This window comes from Melghirimyces profundicolus, assembly GCF_003054245.1.
Taxonomy (GTDB): Bacteria; Bacillota; Bacilli; order Thermoactinomycetales; family DSM-45169; genus Melghirimyces; species Melghirimyces profundicolus.
Window position 1 is genome coordinate 16,090 of record NZ_QBKR01000025.1, and the last position, 18,576, is coordinate 34,665.

Annotated in this window: 19 protein-coding genes; 11 read left to right on the forward strand and 8 right to left on the reverse strand. The window is 55.8% G+C overall.

Annotation, left to right across the window (positions count from 1 at the left end):
• Nucleotides 1-46: 46 nt before the first annotated feature.
• Complete coding sequence (gene dat, locus C8P63_RS15235; RefSeq protein WP_245920957.1) at nucleotides 47-886, reverse strand: D-amino-acid transaminase; 840 nt, start codon at nucleotides 884-886, stop codon at nucleotides 47-49.
• A gap of 297 nt (nucleotides 887-1,183) precedes the next feature.
• On the opposite strand from dat, the gene C8P63_RS15240 reads away from it, so the two are divergent.
• Both C8P63_RS15240 and C8P63_RS15245 read left to right on the forward strand, forming a co-directional pair.
• A complete protein-coding gene (locus C8P63_RS15240) occupies nucleotides 1,184-4,510 on the forward strand; it encodes a vitamin B12-dependent ribonucleotide reductase (protein ID WP_108025509.1) in 3,327 nt (1,108 codons plus the stop codon).
• A gap of 304 nt (nucleotides 4,511-4,814) precedes the next feature.
• Entirely contained in the window at nucleotides 4,815-5,549 is a 735-nt protein-coding gene (locus C8P63_RS15245; RefSeq protein WP_108025510.1) for a metallophosphoesterase, read from the forward strand.
• A gap of 79 nt (nucleotides 5,550-5,628) precedes the next feature.
• Here C8P63_RS15245 and hutH read toward each other — a convergent pair whose 3' ends face one another.
• The gene (hutH, locus tag C8P63_RS15250) at nucleotides 5,629-7,161 is read right to left on the reverse strand and encodes a histidine ammonia-lyase (protein WP_108025511.1); all 1,533 of its coding nucleotides are present in this window, start codon (nucleotides 7,159-7,161) and stop codon (nucleotides 5,629-5,631) included.
• 287 nt (nucleotides 7,162-7,448) lie between these two features.
• Here hutH and C8P63_RS15260 point away from each other — a divergent pair, with 287 nt between their 5' ends.
• From C8P63_RS15260 to C8P63_RS15280, 5 genes are all read left to right on the forward strand, one after another.
• Nucleotides 7,449-7,907, forward strand: a complete 459-nt coding sequence (locus tag C8P63_RS15260; RefSeq protein WP_108025513.1) for a hypothetical protein — start codon at nucleotides 7,449-7,451, stop codon at nucleotides 7,905-7,907.
• 175 nt (nucleotides 7,908-8,082) lie between these two features.
• Nucleotides 8,083-8,640 (forward strand): NADPH-dependent FMN reductase, encoded by a 558-nt coding sequence (locus C8P63_RS15265; protein ID WP_108025514.1) that lies wholly within the window; start codon nucleotides 8,083-8,085, stop codon nucleotides 8,638-8,640.
• Between the two features lie 140 nt (nucleotides 8,641-8,780).
• Nucleotides 8,781-9,215 (forward strand): transcriptional regulator MntR, encoded by a 435-nt coding sequence (mntR, locus tag C8P63_RS15270; protein ID WP_108025515.1) that lies wholly within the window; start codon nucleotides 8,781-8,783, stop codon nucleotides 9,213-9,215.
• Nucleotides 9,216-9,309: 94 nt separating this feature from the next.
• On the forward strand, nucleotides 9,310-10,257 hold the full coding sequence (locus C8P63_RS15275; RefSeq protein WP_108025516.1) for a patatin-like phospholipase family protein: 948 nt from the start codon (nucleotides 9,310-9,312) through the stop codon (nucleotides 10,255-10,257).
• A 14-nt stretch (nucleotides 10,258-10,271) separates the two neighbouring features.
• Nucleotides 10,272-10,658 carry a protease complex subunit PrcB family protein gene (locus C8P63_RS15280; protein ID WP_170109701.1) on the forward strand — a complete coding sequence of 129 codons (387 nt, stop codon included), beginning with the start codon at nucleotides 10,272-10,274 and terminating at the stop codon, nucleotides 10,656-10,658.
• A gap of 17 nt (nucleotides 10,659-10,675) precedes the next feature.
• Here C8P63_RS15280 and C8P63_RS15285 read toward each other — a convergent pair whose 3' ends face one another.
• Together C8P63_RS15285 and C8P63_RS15290 are read right to left on the reverse strand one after the other, a co-directional pair.
• Complete coding sequence (locus tag C8P63_RS15285; protein ID WP_108025518.1) at nucleotides 10,676-10,996, reverse strand: hypothetical protein; 321 nt, start codon at nucleotides 10,994-10,996, stop codon at nucleotides 10,676-10,678.
• A gap of 40 nt (nucleotides 10,997-11,036) precedes the next feature.
• The gene (locus C8P63_RS15290) at nucleotides 11,037-11,930 is read right to left on the reverse strand and encodes a DUF1385 domain-containing protein (RefSeq protein ID WP_108025551.1); all 894 of its coding nucleotides are present in this window, start codon (nucleotides 11,928-11,930) and stop codon (nucleotides 11,037-11,039) included.
• A 336-nt stretch (nucleotides 11,931-12,266) separates the two neighbouring features.
• On the opposite strand from C8P63_RS15290, the gene aroQ reads away from it, so the two are divergent.
• The 3 genes from aroQ to efp are packed head-to-tail and all read left to right on the forward strand — an operon-like array spanning nucleotide 12,267 to nucleotide 14,388.
• A complete protein-coding gene (gene aroQ / locus C8P63_RS15295) occupies nucleotides 12,267-12,710 on the forward strand; it encodes a type II 3-dehydroquinate dehydratase (protein ID WP_108025519.1) in 444 nt (147 codons plus the stop codon).
• Nucleotides 12,711-12,734: 24 nt separating this feature from the next.
• Nucleotides 12,735-13,808, forward strand: a complete 1,074-nt coding sequence (locus C8P63_RS15300; protein ID WP_108025520.1) for a M24 family metallopeptidase — start codon at nucleotides 12,735-12,737, stop codon at nucleotides 13,806-13,808.
• A gap of 22 nt (nucleotides 13,809-13,830) precedes the next feature.
• On the forward strand, nucleotides 13,831-14,388 hold the full coding sequence (efp, locus tag C8P63_RS15305; protein ID WP_108025521.1) for an elongation factor P: 558 nt from the start codon (nucleotides 13,831-13,833) through the stop codon (nucleotides 14,386-14,388).
• 109 nt (nucleotides 14,389-14,497) lie between these two features.
• Here the strand turns inward: efp and C8P63_RS15310 are convergent, their stop codons facing one another.
• From C8P63_RS15310 to C8P63_RS15325, 4 genes are all read right to left on the reverse strand, one after another.
• Nucleotides 14,498-14,962, reverse strand: coding sequence for a DUF441 domain-containing protein (locus C8P63_RS15310; protein ID WP_108025522.1), 465 nt, complete (start codon nucleotides 14,960-14,962; stop codon nucleotides 14,498-14,500).
• Nucleotides 14,963-15,029: 67 nt separating this feature from the next.
• The gene (locus C8P63_RS15315) at nucleotides 15,030-15,734 is read right to left on the reverse strand and encodes a 2-phosphosulfolactate phosphatase (RefSeq protein WP_108025523.1); all 705 of its coding nucleotides are present in this window, start codon (nucleotides 15,732-15,734) and stop codon (nucleotides 15,030-15,032) included.
• Nucleotides 15,731-16,552 (reverse strand): phosphosulfolactate synthase, encoded by an 822-nt coding sequence (comA, locus tag C8P63_RS15320; RefSeq protein ID WP_170109702.1) that lies wholly within the window; start codon nucleotides 16,550-16,552, stop codon nucleotides 15,731-15,733. Before comA ends, C8P63_RS15315 begins: the two co-directional genes overlap by 4 nt.
• An 80-nt stretch (nucleotides 16,553-16,632) precedes the next feature.
• On the reverse strand, nucleotides 16,633-17,916 hold the full coding sequence (locus C8P63_RS15325) for an MFS transporter (RefSeq protein WP_108025525.1): 1,284 nt from the start codon (nucleotides 17,914-17,916) through the stop codon (nucleotides 16,633-16,635).
• A gap of 125 nt (nucleotides 17,917-18,041) precedes the next feature.
• Between C8P63_RS15325 and C8P63_RS15330 the strand changes: the two genes are divergently transcribed.
• Nucleotides 18,042-18,518 (forward strand): CD1247 N-terminal domain-containing protein, encoded by a 477-nt coding sequence (locus tag C8P63_RS15330; RefSeq protein WP_108025526.1) that lies wholly within the window; start codon nucleotides 18,042-18,044, stop codon nucleotides 18,516-18,518.
• Nucleotides 18,519-18,576: the final 58 nt, after the last annotated feature.

The window sequence follows — 18,576 nt, forward strand, 5'->3', positions numbered from 1 at the left end:
ACGTATACGTCAGGGCGTTTCCTGTGTTATGATGGATCAGCTGTGTTTATTTCTTTCCGATTTGTTTTTCAAAGGCGTTTTGAAGTCTTCGTGTTACCGGTCCGGGAGAGCCTTCCCCGACGGTCCGGCCGTCGATGGAAATGACGGGAGCGACTTCCATGGTGGTGGAAGTGATGAACACTTCGTCGGCCCGGAACAGGGCCTCCACCGAGGGAGCTTCTTCCCGGACGGGGATTCCCTCCTCCCGTGCCAGTTCCAGAACAACTTCCCGCGTGATTCCGTGGAGGATCAGGTTGTCGGCGGGATGGGTGATGAGGGTGCCTTCCCGAACCATGAAGACATTGGTGGAGCTGCCCTCCGTCACCCGTCCGTCCCGGTGGAGGATCGCTTCCTGGCAACCGCGGTCCACGGCGTTCTGTTTCGCCAGCACCGCTCCCAGCAGGTTGAGGGATTTGATGTCGCAGCGGAGCCAGCGGATATCCCGGTCCGTGATGGCGCGGATTCCCTCCTTCAATGTTTGCAGCGGGCGGGAAGCTTCCATTGTGTAAGCCACTACCTGCGACCGGCAATGTTCCGGGAAAGGATGGTTTCTCGGAGCGGTTCCTCTGCTGGCCTGAAGGTAGACATTCCCCTCTGTGAGACCGTTGGTGCGGACCAGTTCCTCCAGCAGGATCTGCAACCGTTCCGGGGAGTGGGGAAGTTCCATCCGGATCTCGGACGCACTCTTCGCAAAGCGGCGGAGGTGAGCTTCCAAGCAGAACATCTTTCCTCCGTATACCCGGATGACTTCGTAGATCCCGTCTCCGAATTGGTAGCCCCGGTCTTCGATGTCCACCCGGGCTTGGTTTCTTGGAATGAATTTGTCGTCAAAAAGGATTTGCATGATGCCAGCCTCCTCGGGAAGGATTAGCCTAAGTGTGCCTGAAATCCGACCGTTTTGGCAACCGTTTTTATCAAACCGGGAAAAAGCAACCGTTGAATAAGGCGGTGAGAATCAGTGAGATCGCCCGGAAACCGCTTTGCCCCACCGGACGACTTCTATCGGTTAAATTCAGATTTTGCTCTATATATAGTAGTGGTATAATAGTTGAGAACCTACATATTGCGATTTTCTCATCAATCGATAAAAAACACATCCAGGATTGAATCGCAATGAAAGCCATGAAAGAGGGGGAAACGGGTTTTGAAAATCGAGCGCTATTTTACCCGAAAAGGTCAAGATCCCTATCAGACCGTCGAATATGACAAACGGGACTGCCGCATCACCAATCCGGATGGATCCGTCGTGTTCGAGATGAAAGGGGCGGAGATCCCCAAGCAATGGTCCCAAGTGGCCGCCGATATCATGATCTCCAAGTACTTTCGGAAAGCCGGTGTTCCACAGTACGACGACGCGGGGAATCCGATCCTGGATGAAGAAGGAAATCCTGTCACCGGTCCCGAGCGGAGCGCCAAGCAGGTGATCCACCGGCTGGCGGGATGCTGGCGTGAATGGGGCGAGAAATACGGCTATTTCGATACGGAGGAAGATGCTCAGGCCTTTTACGATGAACTCGTTTACATGATGCTTCACCAGATGGCCGCTCCCAACTCGCCTCAATGGTTCAACACCGGGCTGGCCTATGCCTACGGCATTAAAGGCAAGCCCCAGGGGCACTACTATGTCGATCCGGAAACGGAAGAACTGAGGAAAGGGGAAGACGCTTATACCCGGCCCCAGCCCCACGCCTGCTTCATCCAGTCGGTGGAAGACGACTTGGTGAACGAAGGGGGCATCATGGACCTTTGGGTCCGGGAAGCCCGTCTTTTCAAGTACGGAAGCGGAACCGGCTCCAACTTTTCCAACATTCGCGGGAAAGGGGAGCCGCTCTCCGGTGGGGGCACTTCTTCCGGTTTGCTGTCCTTCCTGAAAATCGGGGACCGGGCCGCAGGAGCCATCAAGTCCGGCGGAACGACGCGTCGTGCCGCCAAGATGGTGACCCTGGATCTGGACCACCCCGATGTGGAAGAGTTCATCAATTGGAAGTCCAACGAGGAGAAAAAAGTGCGTGCCTTGATCGAAGCCGGATACGACCCGTCTTTCAACGGGGAGGCCTATGAAACGATTTCGGGGCAGAACTCCAACAACTCCGTGCGCGCTCCCCACAAGTTCTTCCAGGCTCTGGAGGAAGAGGGAGGTTGGAACCTGATCCGCCGGACCGACGGCAAAGTGAGCAAAACGGTTCCGGCCAAAGAGCTCTGGCGTCAGATCGCGGAGGCGGCCTGGGAGTGTGCCGATCCCGGCCTTCAATACGATGGAACCATCAACGAATGGCACACTTGTCCCGCCGGAACCGACGGGCAGTTGGGAGCCCGTCACAACCGGATTAACGCTTCCAACCCTTGTTCCGAGTACATGTTTCTGGACAACACGGCTTGCAACCTGGCGTCCTTGAATCTGCTGCGGTTTTTCGATGTGGAGAACACCCGGTTCGATATTCCGGCACTGAAGCACGCCTCCCGCCTCTGGACCATCGTGCTGGAGATTTCCGTTCTGATGGCACAATATCCGTCACGCGAGATCGCCAAACTCTCCTACGAATATCGGACGCTGGGGCTGGGCTACGCCAACATCGGTACCGTTCTGATGGTGTCGGGCATCCCGTACGATTCGGACGAAGCGCTGGCCATCACCGGGGCTGTCACCGCCATCATGACCGGGACCGCTTACGCCGCATCGGCAGAGATGGCGAAGGAACTGGGACCCTTCAAGGCGTTCCCGGTCAACCGGGAGCATATGCTCCGGGTGATCCGAAATCATCGCCGGGCTGCTTACAACGTCCCGGATGAGGAATACGAGGATCTCACCATCAAACCGATGGGAATCCATCCGACCCACTGCCCGCCGGATCTGTTGGAGGCGGCGCGCCAAAGTTGGGATGAAGCCCTGGAACTGGGTGAGAAGCACGGTTACCGCAACGCCCAGGCTACGCTGCTGGCGCCCACGGGAACGATCGGTCTGCTGATGGATTGCGACACCACCGGGGTGGAGCCCGATTTCGCCTTGGTGAAGTTCAAGAAACTGGCCGGCGGGGGTTATTTCAAAATCGCCAACCAATCGATCCGCCCGGCTTTGAAAAACCTGGGTTACCGGGAAGAGGAGATCCGGGACATCTTGAATTACGTCACCGGTACCCTCAGCCTCGACGGAGCGCCGCACATCAATCGGGAAACCCTGAAGGAGAAAGGATTGACCGACGAAGAACTGGACCGGGTGGAAGAAAGCCTGCCGACCGTTTTTGAACTCCCCTTCGCCTTCAACAGCTGGGTTCTGGGAGAAGATTGCATGAAGCGTCTCGGGTTCGGGCCGGAGACCTACCAATCGCCGGATTTCAACTTCCTGCGGGCTCTCGGATTCACCCGGGCCCAGATCGAAGAAGCCAATGACGTCATCTGCGGGCGGATGACCACCGAAGGGGCACCGCATCTGAAAGAGGAACATTACCCGGTGTTTGACACCGCCAACCCCTGCGGAAAGCACGGGAAACGGTTCATCCACTACATGGGACATCTTCGGATGATGGCCGCGGCCCAGCCCTTCCTCTCCGGAGCGATCTCCAAGACGATCAATATGCCGGAAGAATCATCTGTGGAAGATATCCAGCACGCTTACCATGAAGGGTGGACCCTGGGTTTGAAAGCCGTGGCACTGTACCGGGATGGTTCCAAGAGTTCTCAACCCCTCAACTCCCGTGGAGACGACAAGGGAGAAGACGAGGAGGAACAGGCGGAGTCCCTCCCGGAAGCTCCGCTCGAAACCGCGGAGGCCCTGACCGCCGGCACTTCCCAGATTAAAGAAGTCTACGCAAAAGGGCATGTTCCCAGCGTGCGCCGCCGCCTTCCCCGGAAGCGGGACGGGATTACCCAGGAAGCACGGGTGGCCGGCCACAAGATTTTTGTCCGGACCGGGGAGTACGAAGATGGTTCCCTCGGGGAGATCTTTATCGACATGCACAAGGCCGGAAGCACCATGCGCGGGATGTTGGACGCCTTCGCCGTGGCCGTTTCCCTCGGGTTGCAACACGGTGTTCCGCTGGAGAAGTACATCAATTCGATGACATTCACCCGTTTTGAACCGGCCGGGACCGTCAACCATCCGAACATCAAGATGGCCACTTCGGTGATTGACTATGTCTTCCGACTTCTCGGGATGGAGTACTTGGGCCGTACCGACTTTGTGCAGGTACCCCCGAAGAAGGAGGAACTCCGAATCTATGCAAACCGCTGGAAACGGGGTCATGTCGAAGCGGAGGAACGGAAAGAGAGAACAGGGACTCCCGCCCGCGCCAGCTCGGAGTTGAAACAAGCATACCAGGAAGTTACCGGCAGCCGTGAAACGCCACAGGACAACCTGGAAGCCATCCGCGCTTCCAGCGGAGCCCCGCTCTGCATCGAATGCGGCGGGATGACCAAACGGAACGGTTCCTGCTACGTTTGTCTGGACTGCGGTGCCACCACGGGTTGCTCCTGATCATGAGAATGTTTCCCGCATCAACGGATGATGCGGGAATTTTTTTGTCAACGAACCCCCGTTTATCCGGGGCGGAATATCCCTGAGTAATCGAATCTCCCAACGCGGTGTATAAAAAAACGGAAGAGGGTTTCATCGGCTGACTCCCATGTTTGTCATCCGTTTTGCCAATCTATTCAACCGGAATGGAAAGCGGAAGGGCATCTCCCTTTTGGGGCCAGAGGTTTTGTCATGGTATAATGTTTTCGTTTCATGGATCCGAACCCATTGCCGCATGAAGCCAACTAAAGGAAGTGGACTTAATTTGAGTATTTACGCGATCGGCGACTTGCATTTGTCCTTCAATAAGCCGGTGGGGTTGTACGACGTCGATTTTGAGACGGATGTCGACAAGCCCATGGATATTTTCGGGTGGGAACGGCACTATGAAAAGATCCGGGATCGTTGGGTGGAGACCGTCGGTCCCGAAGACACCGTGTTGATCCCCGGAGACATCAGCTGGGCGCTCCGGTTGGAGCAGGCCCGGTACGATTTGGAATGGATTCACGCTTTGCCGGGGAAAAAAGTGCTCTCTCCGGGCAACCATTGTTATTACGCCCAGAGCAAGAAAAAAGTGAGGGAAGCCCTTCCGGAAGGAATGGAATGGGTGGATGCCGACTACACCCTGGTGGAGGGAAAAGTGGTGGCGGGGACCCGGGGGTGGAATCTTCCGGGAGACAGTATGTGGGAGGAAGAGACGGACCGGAAAATATACGAAAGACAAGTGGGACGGCTGAAAATGGCGCTGGAATCCGCTGCAAAAGACCATCCCGACAAAGAACGGATCGTCATGCTCCATTTCCCTCCGGTGACGCGCCGGGTTGTTTCATCGGGCTACATGGACCTTTTAAAAGAGTATGACGTGAAAGTGTGCGTCTACGGGCATCTGCACGGGCGCTCCCACCGGGATGCCGTGGAAGGGCAGGTCGAGGGGGTCCGGCTTCAATTGGTTTCCTGTGATTATATCGGTTTTGCACCGGTGCCCGTCCAACTGGGTTGAGAACTTCCGTTCGGGTCCCGGCTTCCTTTGTCCATAACTGGAACCCCCGTTCCGGATATTCGGAACGGGGGTTCTTCGTTCAATCGATTTCCCCATCCAGGCTTTTGCGAACCTCGAAAGTCAGTCGACCGCTCAGAATCAGCCGGGCCGCCGTCTCCACGTCGGAGCGGCTTTCCCGGTCCCCGGTCAGAGGAGGTACGGATTGCCGCAACAGCCGGTGGGCCGTTTCGGTGCCCGCTCCCATTTTCCCCTCGGAGAACTCCAGTGCTTGGGCGGCACAGAGATATTCCACCGCCAGTGTGCGGGCTGTGTTGGTGATCACGGTGCGAAGCTTCCGGGCGGCAATGGAACCCATGCTGACATGGTCTTCCTGGTTGGCCGATGAAGGAATGGAATCGACAGAGGCTGGATGGCAAAGGGTCTTGTTTTCCGAAACCAGGGAAGCGGCCACATATTGCAGGATCATGTAACCGGAATGAAGCCCTCCGTTTTGTGTCAGGAAAGGCGGAAGCCCGCTCAGTTGCGGATTGACCAGGCGCTCGGTCCGGCGCTCGGAGATACTGCCCAATTCCGCCACCGCAATCGTCAGAAAGTCGGCGGCCAAGGCAAGGGGTTGGCCATGGAAATTTCCCCCGGAGATCACTTTCTCTTCTTTGGCGAACAGAAGGGGGTTGTCGGTGGCGGCGTTCAATTCCCGCTCCACCACTCCGCGCACAAATTCGTAGGCGTCAAGGGAAGCCCCGTGGACCTGAGGGATGCAGCGAAGGCTGTAAGCGTCCTGGACTCTCCTTTCTCCGGGCCGGGTCACCCGTCCGCTTCCGGAGAGCAGCTTCCTGATGCGGGACGCCGCTGCAATCTGTCCGGTTTGGCCTCTTGCTTCGTGAAGAAGGGGGTCAAAGGCGTTTGGAATTCCTCCGAGGGATTCCAAGGTCATCCCCGCCACCGTATCCGCGGCCCACAACAGATGTTCCGCCTCCAGCAGGGAGAGGGCTGTGAGGCTGGCCATCATCTGGGTGCCGTTGATCAAAGCGAGACCTTCCTTGGCTTCCAGGCTCAGCCGGGGAATTTCCGCCTGACGGAGGGCATCGGAAGCGGCCATACGGACTCCTTTCCATGTGACCTCTCCTTCACCGAGAAGGGGGAGGATCATGTGGGCCAAGGGCGCCAGATCTCCGCTGGCCCCAAGCGACCCCTGGGCGGGGATGACGGGGTGAATCCCGCGGTTTAAAAGATGAAGAAGGGTTTCCACCGTGGATGTCCGCACCCCCGAATATCCTTTGGCCAACGCGTTGGCCCGGAGGAGCATCATTCCTCTCACCGTCTCTTCATCGAGGAACTCACCGACGCCGCAGGCGTGACTGCGGATCAGGTTTTTTTGCAGCTCTGCCGACTGGGAGCGATCGATTACGGTGTCGCTGAATTTGCCGAAACCGGTAGTCACACCGTAGACAGTCCGTCCTTCCCGGACCAATTGGTCCACCAGTTCGCGGGAGTGATCCATCTTTTCCAATGCCTCCGAAGCCAGGCGGACTTTGACCTCCCCCCGGATGACTCTTTCAAAATCGTGAAGAGTCAGTTTTTCACCGTCGATCAACAGTACAGAATGCGTCATGAATCCTTTCCTCCTTTAGTTGAAAAAAGACAAAAAGAAAAGGGGACCGGTCAGATGGATCCGGTCCCCTTTTCGCATAGGCGGATGCATGGTTGAAACAGCGGCGTTTTCAATTGTAAGCGGTCCGGTCCGGACCGGAGTTTCCCGGGTTGATCCATCCACTTCATTGTATTCCCCCCCGGTTGTCCCGGTTTCGAAAAAACAAAAAGGGCTCCCGTCCGGTGGCATCTGTCCCGTTTCTTGAATAGTGTGCAGTAGTCAGTAGTCTATAGGAAAGAGGAGATTACATGAGTTGTCCAAGACGGAACATTCTCCCGAACGGGGGCTTTCAAAAAGGGTTATCGCCGTGGAAAGGCAGAGGGGTTCGGTTGGTTGCCAACCCGGTTCGCAAAGGGGATACCTCGCTGGCCATGAAAGCCGGCAGCTTGGCCTACCAAAATATTTCCGGCCCCTTTCGAAGCAATTGTGCCTATTATCTTTATTTCCGGGTCTTCAACAACCGTCGGACACCGAGGCCTCCGCAGTTGTTCGCCACGGTGGCTTACCTGGACAAAAACAAGCGCCTGTTGAGGTCCACACCGGTTTTGGTGGAAGTTCCCTCCCCGCGTGACCCCCAGTTCGCTTCTTATTTTACCATTGTTCCTCCTCCGCCCGCTGCAACAAAATATCTTTCGGTGATTTTTTCGGTTCGAAGGGGTTGGATCCTGGTCGATTATGTTTCGGTCACCGCCCACAACGTAGGATGATTCTTTCTCCGAGGCCGTGCAGACGGCCTTGTCCCATTTGATTGGAAAGTGTAAAAGGCTTCCCGTATAATGGGGGAGGGGCAAACGATCACTTGAAATCTTCCTTCCGAAATTGAAGTGTTTCGGTGGGGAGGTCCATTTTCCACCACCCCCCATCATCAAGGAGGAACCGTCGTTGAAATTGGTTGCTGTGTCCGGAAGTATGAACCCGCATTCCACTACCCGAAAGGCTGTCAGTATCGTTGCCGGGGCGGCCCGGAAAGAAGGGGCGGAAGTGGAAATCATCGATCTCGGGGAATGGAATTTGCCGATGTTCGATTGCCGTCCGGATGATTCCACCTATCCCGATCGCGTCCAACGCTTCAAGGAACGTATGCTGGAAGCGGACGGGGTGATCCTGGGTTCTCCCCAGTATCACGGGACGTTGTCCGGTTGCCTGAAGAATGCCCTCGACTTTATTGGGGCCCGGGAGCTGGAAGGGAAGTTCGTCGCCCTCCTGGGAACCGCCGGAGGGGCGCTGGGGGCGACCGACACCTTGAACACCCTGAACATTATCTGCCGGACCCTTCATGCCTGGCCCCTTCCGTCCATGCCTTCCGTTCCACGGTCCTTCGAAGCGTTTCTCCCCGACGGCAGGCTGAAGGATGAAAAGCTGCAAGCGCGTCTGGAGAAGCTGGGGAGGGACTTGGTCCGTATCATCCAGCGGAACCGGGTGGGCACCCTCACCCATTAAGGGAGAGGAATTTGGATCCGGACATCGAAAGGGTTTATCAATCTCTTCTTTGATATGATATACTTTCACATGCACAAAGAGCGCCCCACGTCGGAGATTTTGGTGCCGGACCGGGGTGAAAATGGATAGGGGGAAGGTTCATGCCGACGCCAAGCATGGAAGATTACCTGGAAAACATCTATAAACTGATCGAACAAAAAGGTTATGCCAGAGTCTCGGATATCGCGGAAGCGTTGGAAGTACACCCCTCCTCCGTCACCAAAATGGTGCAGAAGCTGGATCAGAGCAAATACTTGGTTTACGAGAAGTACCGGGGGCTGGTCTTGACTCCCAAGGGTAAGAAAATCGGGAAACGGTTGTTGGACCGTCATACACTCTTGGAGGAGTTCCTTCGGATCATTGGTGTGGATGAAGACCGAATTTATAATGATGTGGAAGGGATCGAACATCATCTCAGCTGGGATTCCATCACCAGCATCGAGTATCTGGTCGAGTATTTTCAGAAGAACCCTGACCGACTGGAAGAGTTGCGTGCGTTGAAGGAAGCCGATGAAATGGAAGATGTAAATCCTTAACCCCAGGTTTTCCATGGGGTTTTTTCGTTTGGTCCGGCATAGGAATGGTAAAGGGGCGGTCCGGCACCATGCCCCCGACTCAGGGGGGATCGGGATGATTGCGGATGCGGTGTTGGAAGGAGGAGGAATCAAGGCCTTCGGATTAGTGGGGGCTTTAAGTGTGGCGGAAGAAAAGGGATATGAGTGGAAACGTCTGGCGGGAACCTCCGCCGGATCCCTGGTGGCAGCGCTGTTGGCCGCCGGATACCGGAGCGAGGAATTGTACCGTCTGCTTGAAGATGACGATTTTACCCGGTTTATGCCGACGATGTGGTACCATCGGATCTCCTATGTCGGTCCTCTTATCCGTCTGTGGGTGAAAAAGGGATTTTATTCCGGCAAGCCCCTGGAACGCTGGGTGGGAGAACTGCTGGCCAAAAAAGGGGTTTACACTTTCGGCGACCTGAAAGACCGCGAGCTTTCGATCATCGCCTCGGATATCAGCCGGGGGACCCTGCTCGTTCTTCCCCGGGACCTGGCGGAATACGGGATTCCGCCTGATGGGCTGAGCGTGGCCCGGGCGGTTCACATGAGCTGTTCCATCCCCTATGTATTCGATCCGGTGCGGATGTTCCACACACCCACCCGAAGGTACAGTTATGTGGTGGATGGCGGGGTGCTCAGCAACTTTCCCGTCTGGATTTTCGATCAAAAGATTCCCCGCTGGCCCACTTTCGGTTTCCGCTTTTATTCCGACGAAACGCAACCCAACCCAATTGGAGGACCCGTTTCCCTCTTTCGGGCGATGTTTCTCACTATGATGGATGCCCACGACAACCGGCACATCAAAGAACAGGACCGTGTCCGAACCATCCAGGTACCCACGCTCGGAGTCGGAATGACGGATTTTGACCTGAGCAAGGAGAGGCGGCGGGAGCTTTTTGAGGCAGGGGCGGACGCGGCAAGAGAATTCTTTAAAAACTGGACATTCAAACATTACCTCGCCCTTCGGGGGTGTGATGGGAGCGTGTCGTGGAATCTGCGGACGTCGCAATCCGGATGAGGAGGGAGGTACCCATGGAAGGGGATCATAAAGGAGAGAGGTTTTTATACCGGGTTCTGTCGGTCAAGGAGCAAAAAAAGCTTCCAAAGTCCTTGAAAACGTGGCTGGAAAGCATCAGGGCGGAGCGGGGGGTTCATCAGTATCGTCATCGCGGAGTGCTGTATCTCGTGATTGCAGCCGGCATGAAGCCGAACCCGGGACACAGCCTGGAACTGACCAGGGTGAAAAAAGAGGGTGGAACCGTGGAGCTATCCATTCGGGAAAAAGTGCCGGGGGCCGGACGCATGCATCCCCAGGTCATTTCCTACCCTTGCTTGGTCATTCGGGTGAAAGGCGCCGTTCCCCGTGTGGTTCATGCAGGCACCGGGAAAGCGTTCGCCAAAGGAGGCGGATCCGCATAAAAAGACCCAGCCTGGAGTTACTGGGTCTTTCTGTCTTTGTACGGCCGCTTCCGGTTTCCTTCAATCACGCGGAAGCGTCTTTTTTTATGGGCCCGCTCTTTTTTGCGCCGGCTTCCCGCAGCGGAAAAGTGGCGGGGTTTCATCGCGGCGGGCGGGTTGCGCGGATCACTCATCCGGATCAACCATTGGGGCGGTCGGCGGTACAGGTAATAGATCAAGCCGATCACGGCAATCATCCCCAGTACCACAGCTGTCCGGGTAAGAAGAAAGTGGAAGAACCCGACGGCGACAAGGGTCAGTATCACGGTTCGCCAAATCCTGTGGCTGTGGCTCCGCATGGCGATATCTCCCTCGTTTCGTAAGCGTTCCACACATTCGTCAACCGGAGTGGACAAAGGTGGACCCGTTGACCGGTTCGGCAGCCAGTGCATCCAGTTCATACATTCGGTTGAAAGCGGCGATGGCGACTTCCACCTGCTCGTCATCCGGTTGGCGGGTTGTCAGCTTTTGCAACCACAGGCCGGGATACCCCAGGTAAGTGAGAACCGGTACATCCCGGAGTGCGTTGGTGATTCGGAGCAGTTCGTAAGAAAGGCCGACCACCACCGGAATCAGGAGCAGACGGGTGAAGATCCGGTCCCACACGTTTTCGTAGCTGAAAAAAGAGTAGAGGACCACACCGACAATCACAGTCAGGATGATAAAACTGCTGCCGCACCGGTAATGGAGCGTTGACTGCTTTTGCACATTCTCTATGGTTAATTCTACCCCGGATTCGTACGCGTTAATCACCTTGTGTTCCGCCCCGTGGTATTGAAAGACCCGTTTGATCACGGAAGTCTGAGAGATGGCAAGCAGATAGCCCAGAAGCAGCGCGGTTTTGATCGCTCCTTCAATCAGATTTTGAAGTATCAGGTTGGTGACCAGTCCGTCAAATAAGACACTGGCAAGGAAAGCGGGAAGGGCGGTGAAGACGGCTTTCCCGATCAGGAGAGACAGGACGCCGACCACGGCCACGCCCAGGATCATCTGAAGTCGGGAAGTGGTTCCCTCCGGCTCTTCCCCCGGTTCCAGTTCGTAGCGTTCCGTTGCGAACTGGAGGTGCCTGGACCCGGATGCACTGGCTTCCACCAAAGCGACCATCCCGCGGATGAGGGGGATTTTTTTCAAAAAAACGAGTAAAGGGGAGACTTGCCGGGTGGATTCGAAAGTTTCAATGTTCCCGTCACTGCGGCGGATGGCCGTCACCTGGGCATGACGCCCCCCGAACATCACCCCTTCCACCACCGCTTGCCCTCCGTAATCCAACTTCTTTTCTTCCACGAATGGATCCACCACCTGATCGATGGGATTCAAGACAAATGGATTGTTGAGATGTGGTTATCATATTGTAACATAAACCGAATGATGCAGGAGAAGCGATTTGTCGAGACATGGCAGAGCCGGAGGGGACGGAAAAAGACAGCGCCGGGGGGACCTTTCTTTCGCGCAGAGTTCACAGTATACTGAACAGAGGGTTGGAAGATTCCTTGGCCGCCCCCGGGCCGGCCTGACCCGCAGGGTCCGTGAGTGGAAAAAATATGGGGAAGAACGACGGAGGGGTGGCGGATGCCGAAGGTGTTGATTCTTCACGGTCCCAACCTGAACCGGCTGGGAAAACGGGAGCCTGAAATTTACGGCACGGAGACTCTGGAACGCTTGGATGCCCGGCTTCGCACCAAGGGGGAGGAGCTGGGGCTGAAAGTGGAAACCTTCCAGTCCAATCACGAGGGGGACCTGATCGACCGGATTCACGGGGCGGAAGGCGAATATGACGTTCTCATTCTCAATGCCGGCGCATTCACCCATTACAGCTACGCCCTGCGAGACGCAATCGCCTCGGTGGAGGTACCGGTTATTGAAGTACATATGTCCAACGTTCACAACCGGGAACCCTTTCGCGGGGTTTCGGTGATTGCCCCCGTGACCCGGGGCCAGATTTCGGGTTTCGGGGTGGTGAGTTACGAATTGGCTCTCACTGCGGCTGCTTCCCTGGGGCAGCAGGTGCAGTGAGCCAAATGGTGGAAAGGGGAGAAAATGTTGAAAAACCGGCTTACCCGATTGCGTCGGTTGCTGGAAGACCGGCAGGTGGAAGCCCTGTTGGTCTCCCATCCCGTCAACCGAAGATATCTGACCGGTTTTACCGGTTCCTCCGGCTGGGCGGTGGTTACCCCGGAGGAACAGTTTCTGATTTCCGATTTTCGGTACACCGAACAGGCGAAGGAACAGGCACCCGATTTTCAATTTGTGGAGCATCAGGGGAATCCGTTCAAAGACATTCAAGAGATCCTGAAAAAATCCGGAATGGGATCCATCGCCTTTGAAGAGGATCACCTGACCTATGCCCAACATCGGAAACTGGCAGAAACCCTGGGGGAAATCAGGACCCAACCGGTGTCCAATATGGTGGAAAAACTCCGGGAAAGAAAAGAGGAATCGGAACTGAACGTGATCCGGGACGCGGTTGCCATCGCCGACCGGGCATTTGGAGCGATTCTGGAGGAAATCCGTCCCGGGAGGTCGGAACGGGAGATCGCTCTCCGCCTGGAGTTTCTCATGAGGGAACAGGGCGCCGATTCCTCTTCTTTTGACATCATCGTCGCTTCCGGTCCCCGTTCCGCACTCCCTCACGGGGTGGCCAGTGATCGGTTGTTGGAAAAAGGAGATCTCGTCACGTTGGATTTCGGCGCGCTTTATCAAGGCTACTGTTCCGACATTACCCGGACCGTCATGTTGGGCCCTCCCTCCGAAGAACAACGCAAGATCTACGACATCGTGCTGGAAGCCCAGCAGCGGGCGCTTTTGGCCATTCGGGGCGGGATCACCGGAAAGGAAGCCGATCAAGTGGCCAGGGACTATATCACCGATCACGGTTACGGGGAGGCTTTCGGACACAGTACCGGGCACGGACTGGGGATGGAAGTCCACGAACGTCCGAGTCTTTCGGTCCGGGGGGATTCCCCGCTGGAGCCGGGGATGGTGGTCACGGTCGAACCGGGAATTTACCTCCCCGGTGTGGGCGGAGTAAGGATTGAGGACGATGTGGCGGTGACGGAACAGGGGCGTGAGGTGCTGTCCAAAAGCCCCAAAGATATGATCATTCTCGATTGATGATGAACAAGGAGGTACCCTCATGATTTCAACCAACGATTTTCGTACCGGGCTCACCATCGAGTTGGACGGCGATGTTTGGCAAGTGATCGACTTTCAACATGTGAAACCCGGAAAGGGTTCGGCGTTTGTCCGTTCCAAACTGCGCAATCTTCGAAACGGGAACATCCAGGAACGGACCTTCCGCGCGGGAGAAAAAGTCCCTCGCGCCCATGTGGAGACCCGCCAGATGCAATACCTGTATGACAGTGGCGACGAATACACCTTCATGGACAATGAGACTTACGAGCAGATATCGATTCCCGCGTCTCAATTGGAAAGGGAAATCAAGTTTCTCAAGGAGAACATGAATGTCAATTTGATCATCTACAACGGGGAGACCCTGGGTGTGGATCTGCCGAATACGGTGGAGTTGGAAGTGGTGGAAACGGATCCCGGCATCCGGGGAGACACAGCCACCGGGGGCACCAAACCGGCCAAGTTGGAAACCGGTCTGGTGGTGCAGGTTCCTCTGTTTATCAATGAAGGGGACAAATTGGTTATCGATACCCGGAAAGGGGAATACGTCTCCCGTGCCTGAAGGGGAAAAGGAAAAGCTGTCGGCCAACAAAGGCCGACAGCTTTTTTGCGCTTGTTCATCGGAATGGCGAGGATTCCGGACGGAACTCATTTCGGTGCCGGACCGGCCGTCAGGAGGACCAGGGCCAAAGCCAATCCACAATCTTGAGAAGCATGGCCGTGATTCCAGCCGCCATGAGGGGACCCACGGGAATCCCCCTGAGGAAAATGATGCCGAAAATAGACCCGATCACCAGCCCGATGATCATCTGAGGATCCACTTTTAACAGATCCAACCCTTTGCCGTTCATATAGGTGGCCACGGCTCCCCCGGCGATGGCGAGAAGCCCTGGCAAGGAAGTGAAAGCCGCCCATACTTCTTTCAGAGAGATGCGGCCGGACGCGAAGGGAACCAATACCGCAATGGTTAAAAAAAGAAGTCCCACTTCCAAACCTCTCCGTTCCACGGCGGGAAAGAACCGTTCCAGATGAGTCAGTTTCAGAATGAGAAGGAGGCTGGCGGCGGTGGCGATGATGGGGGATCGACCGACCAGTCCGATCACAATCAGGAGCACCAGTAAGAGGTCCGGATTCATACGCATCCCCTGTCCAGCATGTTTAGTACAAGTTATGTGGGGACAGGGGAGGTTATGAGGCGGAAATCTACAAACAGACCCGTCCTCTCCTCCAACGGGGGACGATGGAAGAACGATCCACCCTGAGACAATCCTCGATATCCTTCCGATGGCCTCGGGCCATCAACCGCTTGCCGGACTGGCTGGAGCTTAGGACTTCAAACAGGTGCTCCCGGCAAGCTCGGTAGCTCAGCACCAGCATTTGGGCGAGATCGGTGCACTCGACGGAAGAATCCAGCTCAAGGAGCGCATCGAGAATGCAACCTGCCGCCACTCCGTCCTCGAGGGAGTAGTTCCCCCGGGTCCCCGCACAGAGAAAAACCACATCCCGGTGGAGATCCCGAACCGTTTTGGCACAGGCGGTGGCGTTTAGAAAACAACCCACCAGGATGTCCGGGGCCTTTTCCGCTTTCAGGAGGGCCCGGGTACCATTGGTGGTGGTCATGATGAGTTTCCGGTCTTTGACGTTTTCCCGACGGTAATCACGGGGAGAGTTGCCCAGATCGAAACCATCCGGCTTTTTTCCGAAGCGTTCCCCGCCGAGGAGGAATTCTTTACCTGCCAGCTCTCGTGCCAGGGGGACGGTTTCCGCCGGAAGGATGAACCGCGCTCCGTTGGTCACCGCGGTCACGATGCATGTCGAGGACCGAAACGCATCGATGACCACCGTGGTTCGGTTGGTGAGATGGCCGCTGTGAAGATCATCCACATGGGCGAACGCCGAGGCGATCATAAGGCGGATTCCTCTCGGGCACGGTTTCCGAATATGAAAAAGGTGTCGGATCGAAGACCGCGACGGAGAGATTCCACCGACAGAATTTCCTGAGCGGGAATGTTTCCCAGGTTGGCGTCGGCTCCCAACAGTTTCAACATGGTAATTTGCTGGGGACTGCGCGGGCATTCCCACCAAATCCGCCGAGGGTCGATCTGCCGGTGTACCTCTTGGGCATATTCCGTATCCACGTCGCCCTCCGCGTTGAACACTCCGATGTTCCTGCCGGATTCACGGCCTTCCACGATAATGTAATCGGCACCGTTCTCCCGATCCCTGTGAAAGGTTTCCACCAGTTCGGATACGGGGGTGACGGAGCCTTTCTTTTTCTTTCCGATTTCCGTGATCACCCGAAAGGAATGAGAGCGGGCTTCATTGATCGCGGCGGCGCGTTCCGCCGAATTCAACAGGATGGTTCCGTCGGAAATCTCCACCCAATCAAACCCGATCTGGGCCAGGGTTTCAAAGTAATGTTCCATCCTTCCTTGGACATGGGCCGCTTCGAAAAAAGTCCCGCCCGGGTATAAGTGGACCCGGTGTTCCCTCGCGAGGTTCAGCTTTTCTCTCAATACGGGAACCGGGGTCAAGATCGCCGTTCCAAATCCCAGTTTGATAAAGTCGATGTAATCCGAGGCCAGCTCCAGGATGTCTCTGAAGGCGGATACTCCCATGCCTTTGTCGATCATCATGGTCAATCCGTTGGTACGGGGTTTCCCCTCCCGTTCCAAAGAAGGATCCAACAAACCCCTTTCCCAGTTGGCTTCCGTTATCGGCTCCATACCGGTCCTCCTTGCTTCCTGGTGGTTCATCTGTTCCCTATGCTATGCATAAGGGAAGGTACAGGTGCCCGGTTTTTGATTTACGTGGTTCGGAGCCGTTTTTTACCCATGATCAACCGGGTTCTTCCATGGGGATTGCGAATGCGTTCCGGTTTTTTGATGGTCCATAAGGCCAACAGTCCGGTGATGGTTGCCAGGGAGGCGTTTCCGAGGTAGAGAAGGTATTTGGCATCGGCCAGAGCTTCGAAAACCGGGGGTCCCAAAGCCACTCCGAGAAACCGGACACTATTGTACAGGGAAGTGACGATGCCCCGTTCTTCGGAACCCACCGCCGAGGTGATCAAGGTGTTCAGACAGGGCAGGATTAAGCCGCTGCCGATGCCGATGGCGACCAGGTCCGCCATCAGAATGTAGGTGTTGGTGACAAAGGGGACGATCGCCATTCCCGCAGCCAGCATGAACAACCCGATCACGATAAAACGCTTCATGATCCTGGTTTTTTGTTTCACATGGTGGCCCGCCCAAAAGGAAGTGGAGCTCATGGCGAGAAGAGGGATCGCCAGGATCAGTCCCTTGAGGATTCCGTCGATTCCGTAGCGTTTTTCCAGGAAGTCCGACAGGAAAAATAATACACCGAAAAGGATGAAGAGGGTTAATGCTCCGGCAAGAAAAGCGACAAGTAACCATTTTCCTTGACGCTTCCACGTTTTAACCAGGTTTTCTTTATAGCGGGACAGGGGTGGGGGATCTTTCCGTTTGGCCGGCTCCGAGACGAAAAACCAGAGGGCCAGGGCCACAGGAACGGTTAAGACAGGAAAGGTAAAAAAGAGAGCGTACCAAGAGATCAAGGCGATCAGCGATCCCAGGATGGGACTGACCACCTTCCCGAGACCGTTCGCTGCCTCAATGATGCCCAAAGCATTGCTCCGTTCCCCTTTTTTGTAGAGATCACTCACCAACGCCATCGCGATGGGGGCGGTCCCTGCGGCCCCAACGCCCTGAATGATGCGGCCGGTCAGCATGAGCCAGTAAGCCCCCCCGCCCCAGATGGCGGCGAAACCGGTTATCAGTCCCCCCGCGCCGTAAAGAAGCAGGGCAGGCGCGATGACGGGCTTTCGCCCGAAGCGGTCGGAAAGAATTCCGGCGAGGGGAATGATGATTCCCGCGGGAACAGAGAAAAGGGTGATCAAGAGGCTTACCTGAAGGGAACTGATCTTCAATTCTGATTCAATGGTCGGCAAAACCGGGATCAACATGGAGTTTCCCAGAACCATGATCAGGGGGACTGCACTCAAAATGCTCAGGACCCAAACCGAATTTTGGTTTCCGCCGGAAGCTCTGGCCACGTCGAACACCTCTCGCATCGATTTGTCACACTCCTTTATTCATTCCCAAAAACGGGGGATCTATTTAACCGTCCAAATGTATTTACCGGCAAATCGTGGTGACAATAAACCCGTAAACCAACCCGAAGGGATGAAAAAATGCCGTGGAATATCAATCCCATGTCACTTCGGACCGCATCAGAAGGGAATTGGCTTTTGTCAGAGGCCTGATGGAAGGACAGGAACAGAAAAACGAATCGCCCGAGGGAAAAGTTCTCGGCCGCCTGATACAATTGTTGGATGAAATGGCGGAGGAGCATGAGCGCTTACAAGTGCGGCTGAACGAGCTGGAAGAGTACATGGAAGCCGTGGACGAAGATCTCAACGAGATGGAGTTGTTGATTTACGACAGGGATGAAGATGTGGAAGAGGAAGACATCGGTTTTTGGAAAGTGGAGTGTCCCGAATGCGGGGACGCCATTCTGGTGGATGAAGATTACTTCTCTGATGGCAGCACGGCGGATGTCGCCTGTCCCCATTGTGAGACCATCATCACGGTGACCGACGAAGGCGATGTCAAGAAGGCCTCGGAAGCCCGGCAAGCTTTTCAACAGGAGAATCAGGCCCCCGTCCAACAATAACCCGACGACCCCGGCAATGGGGTCGTTTTTCTGTTTTCATAGTGGTTTTGGTAGAGTG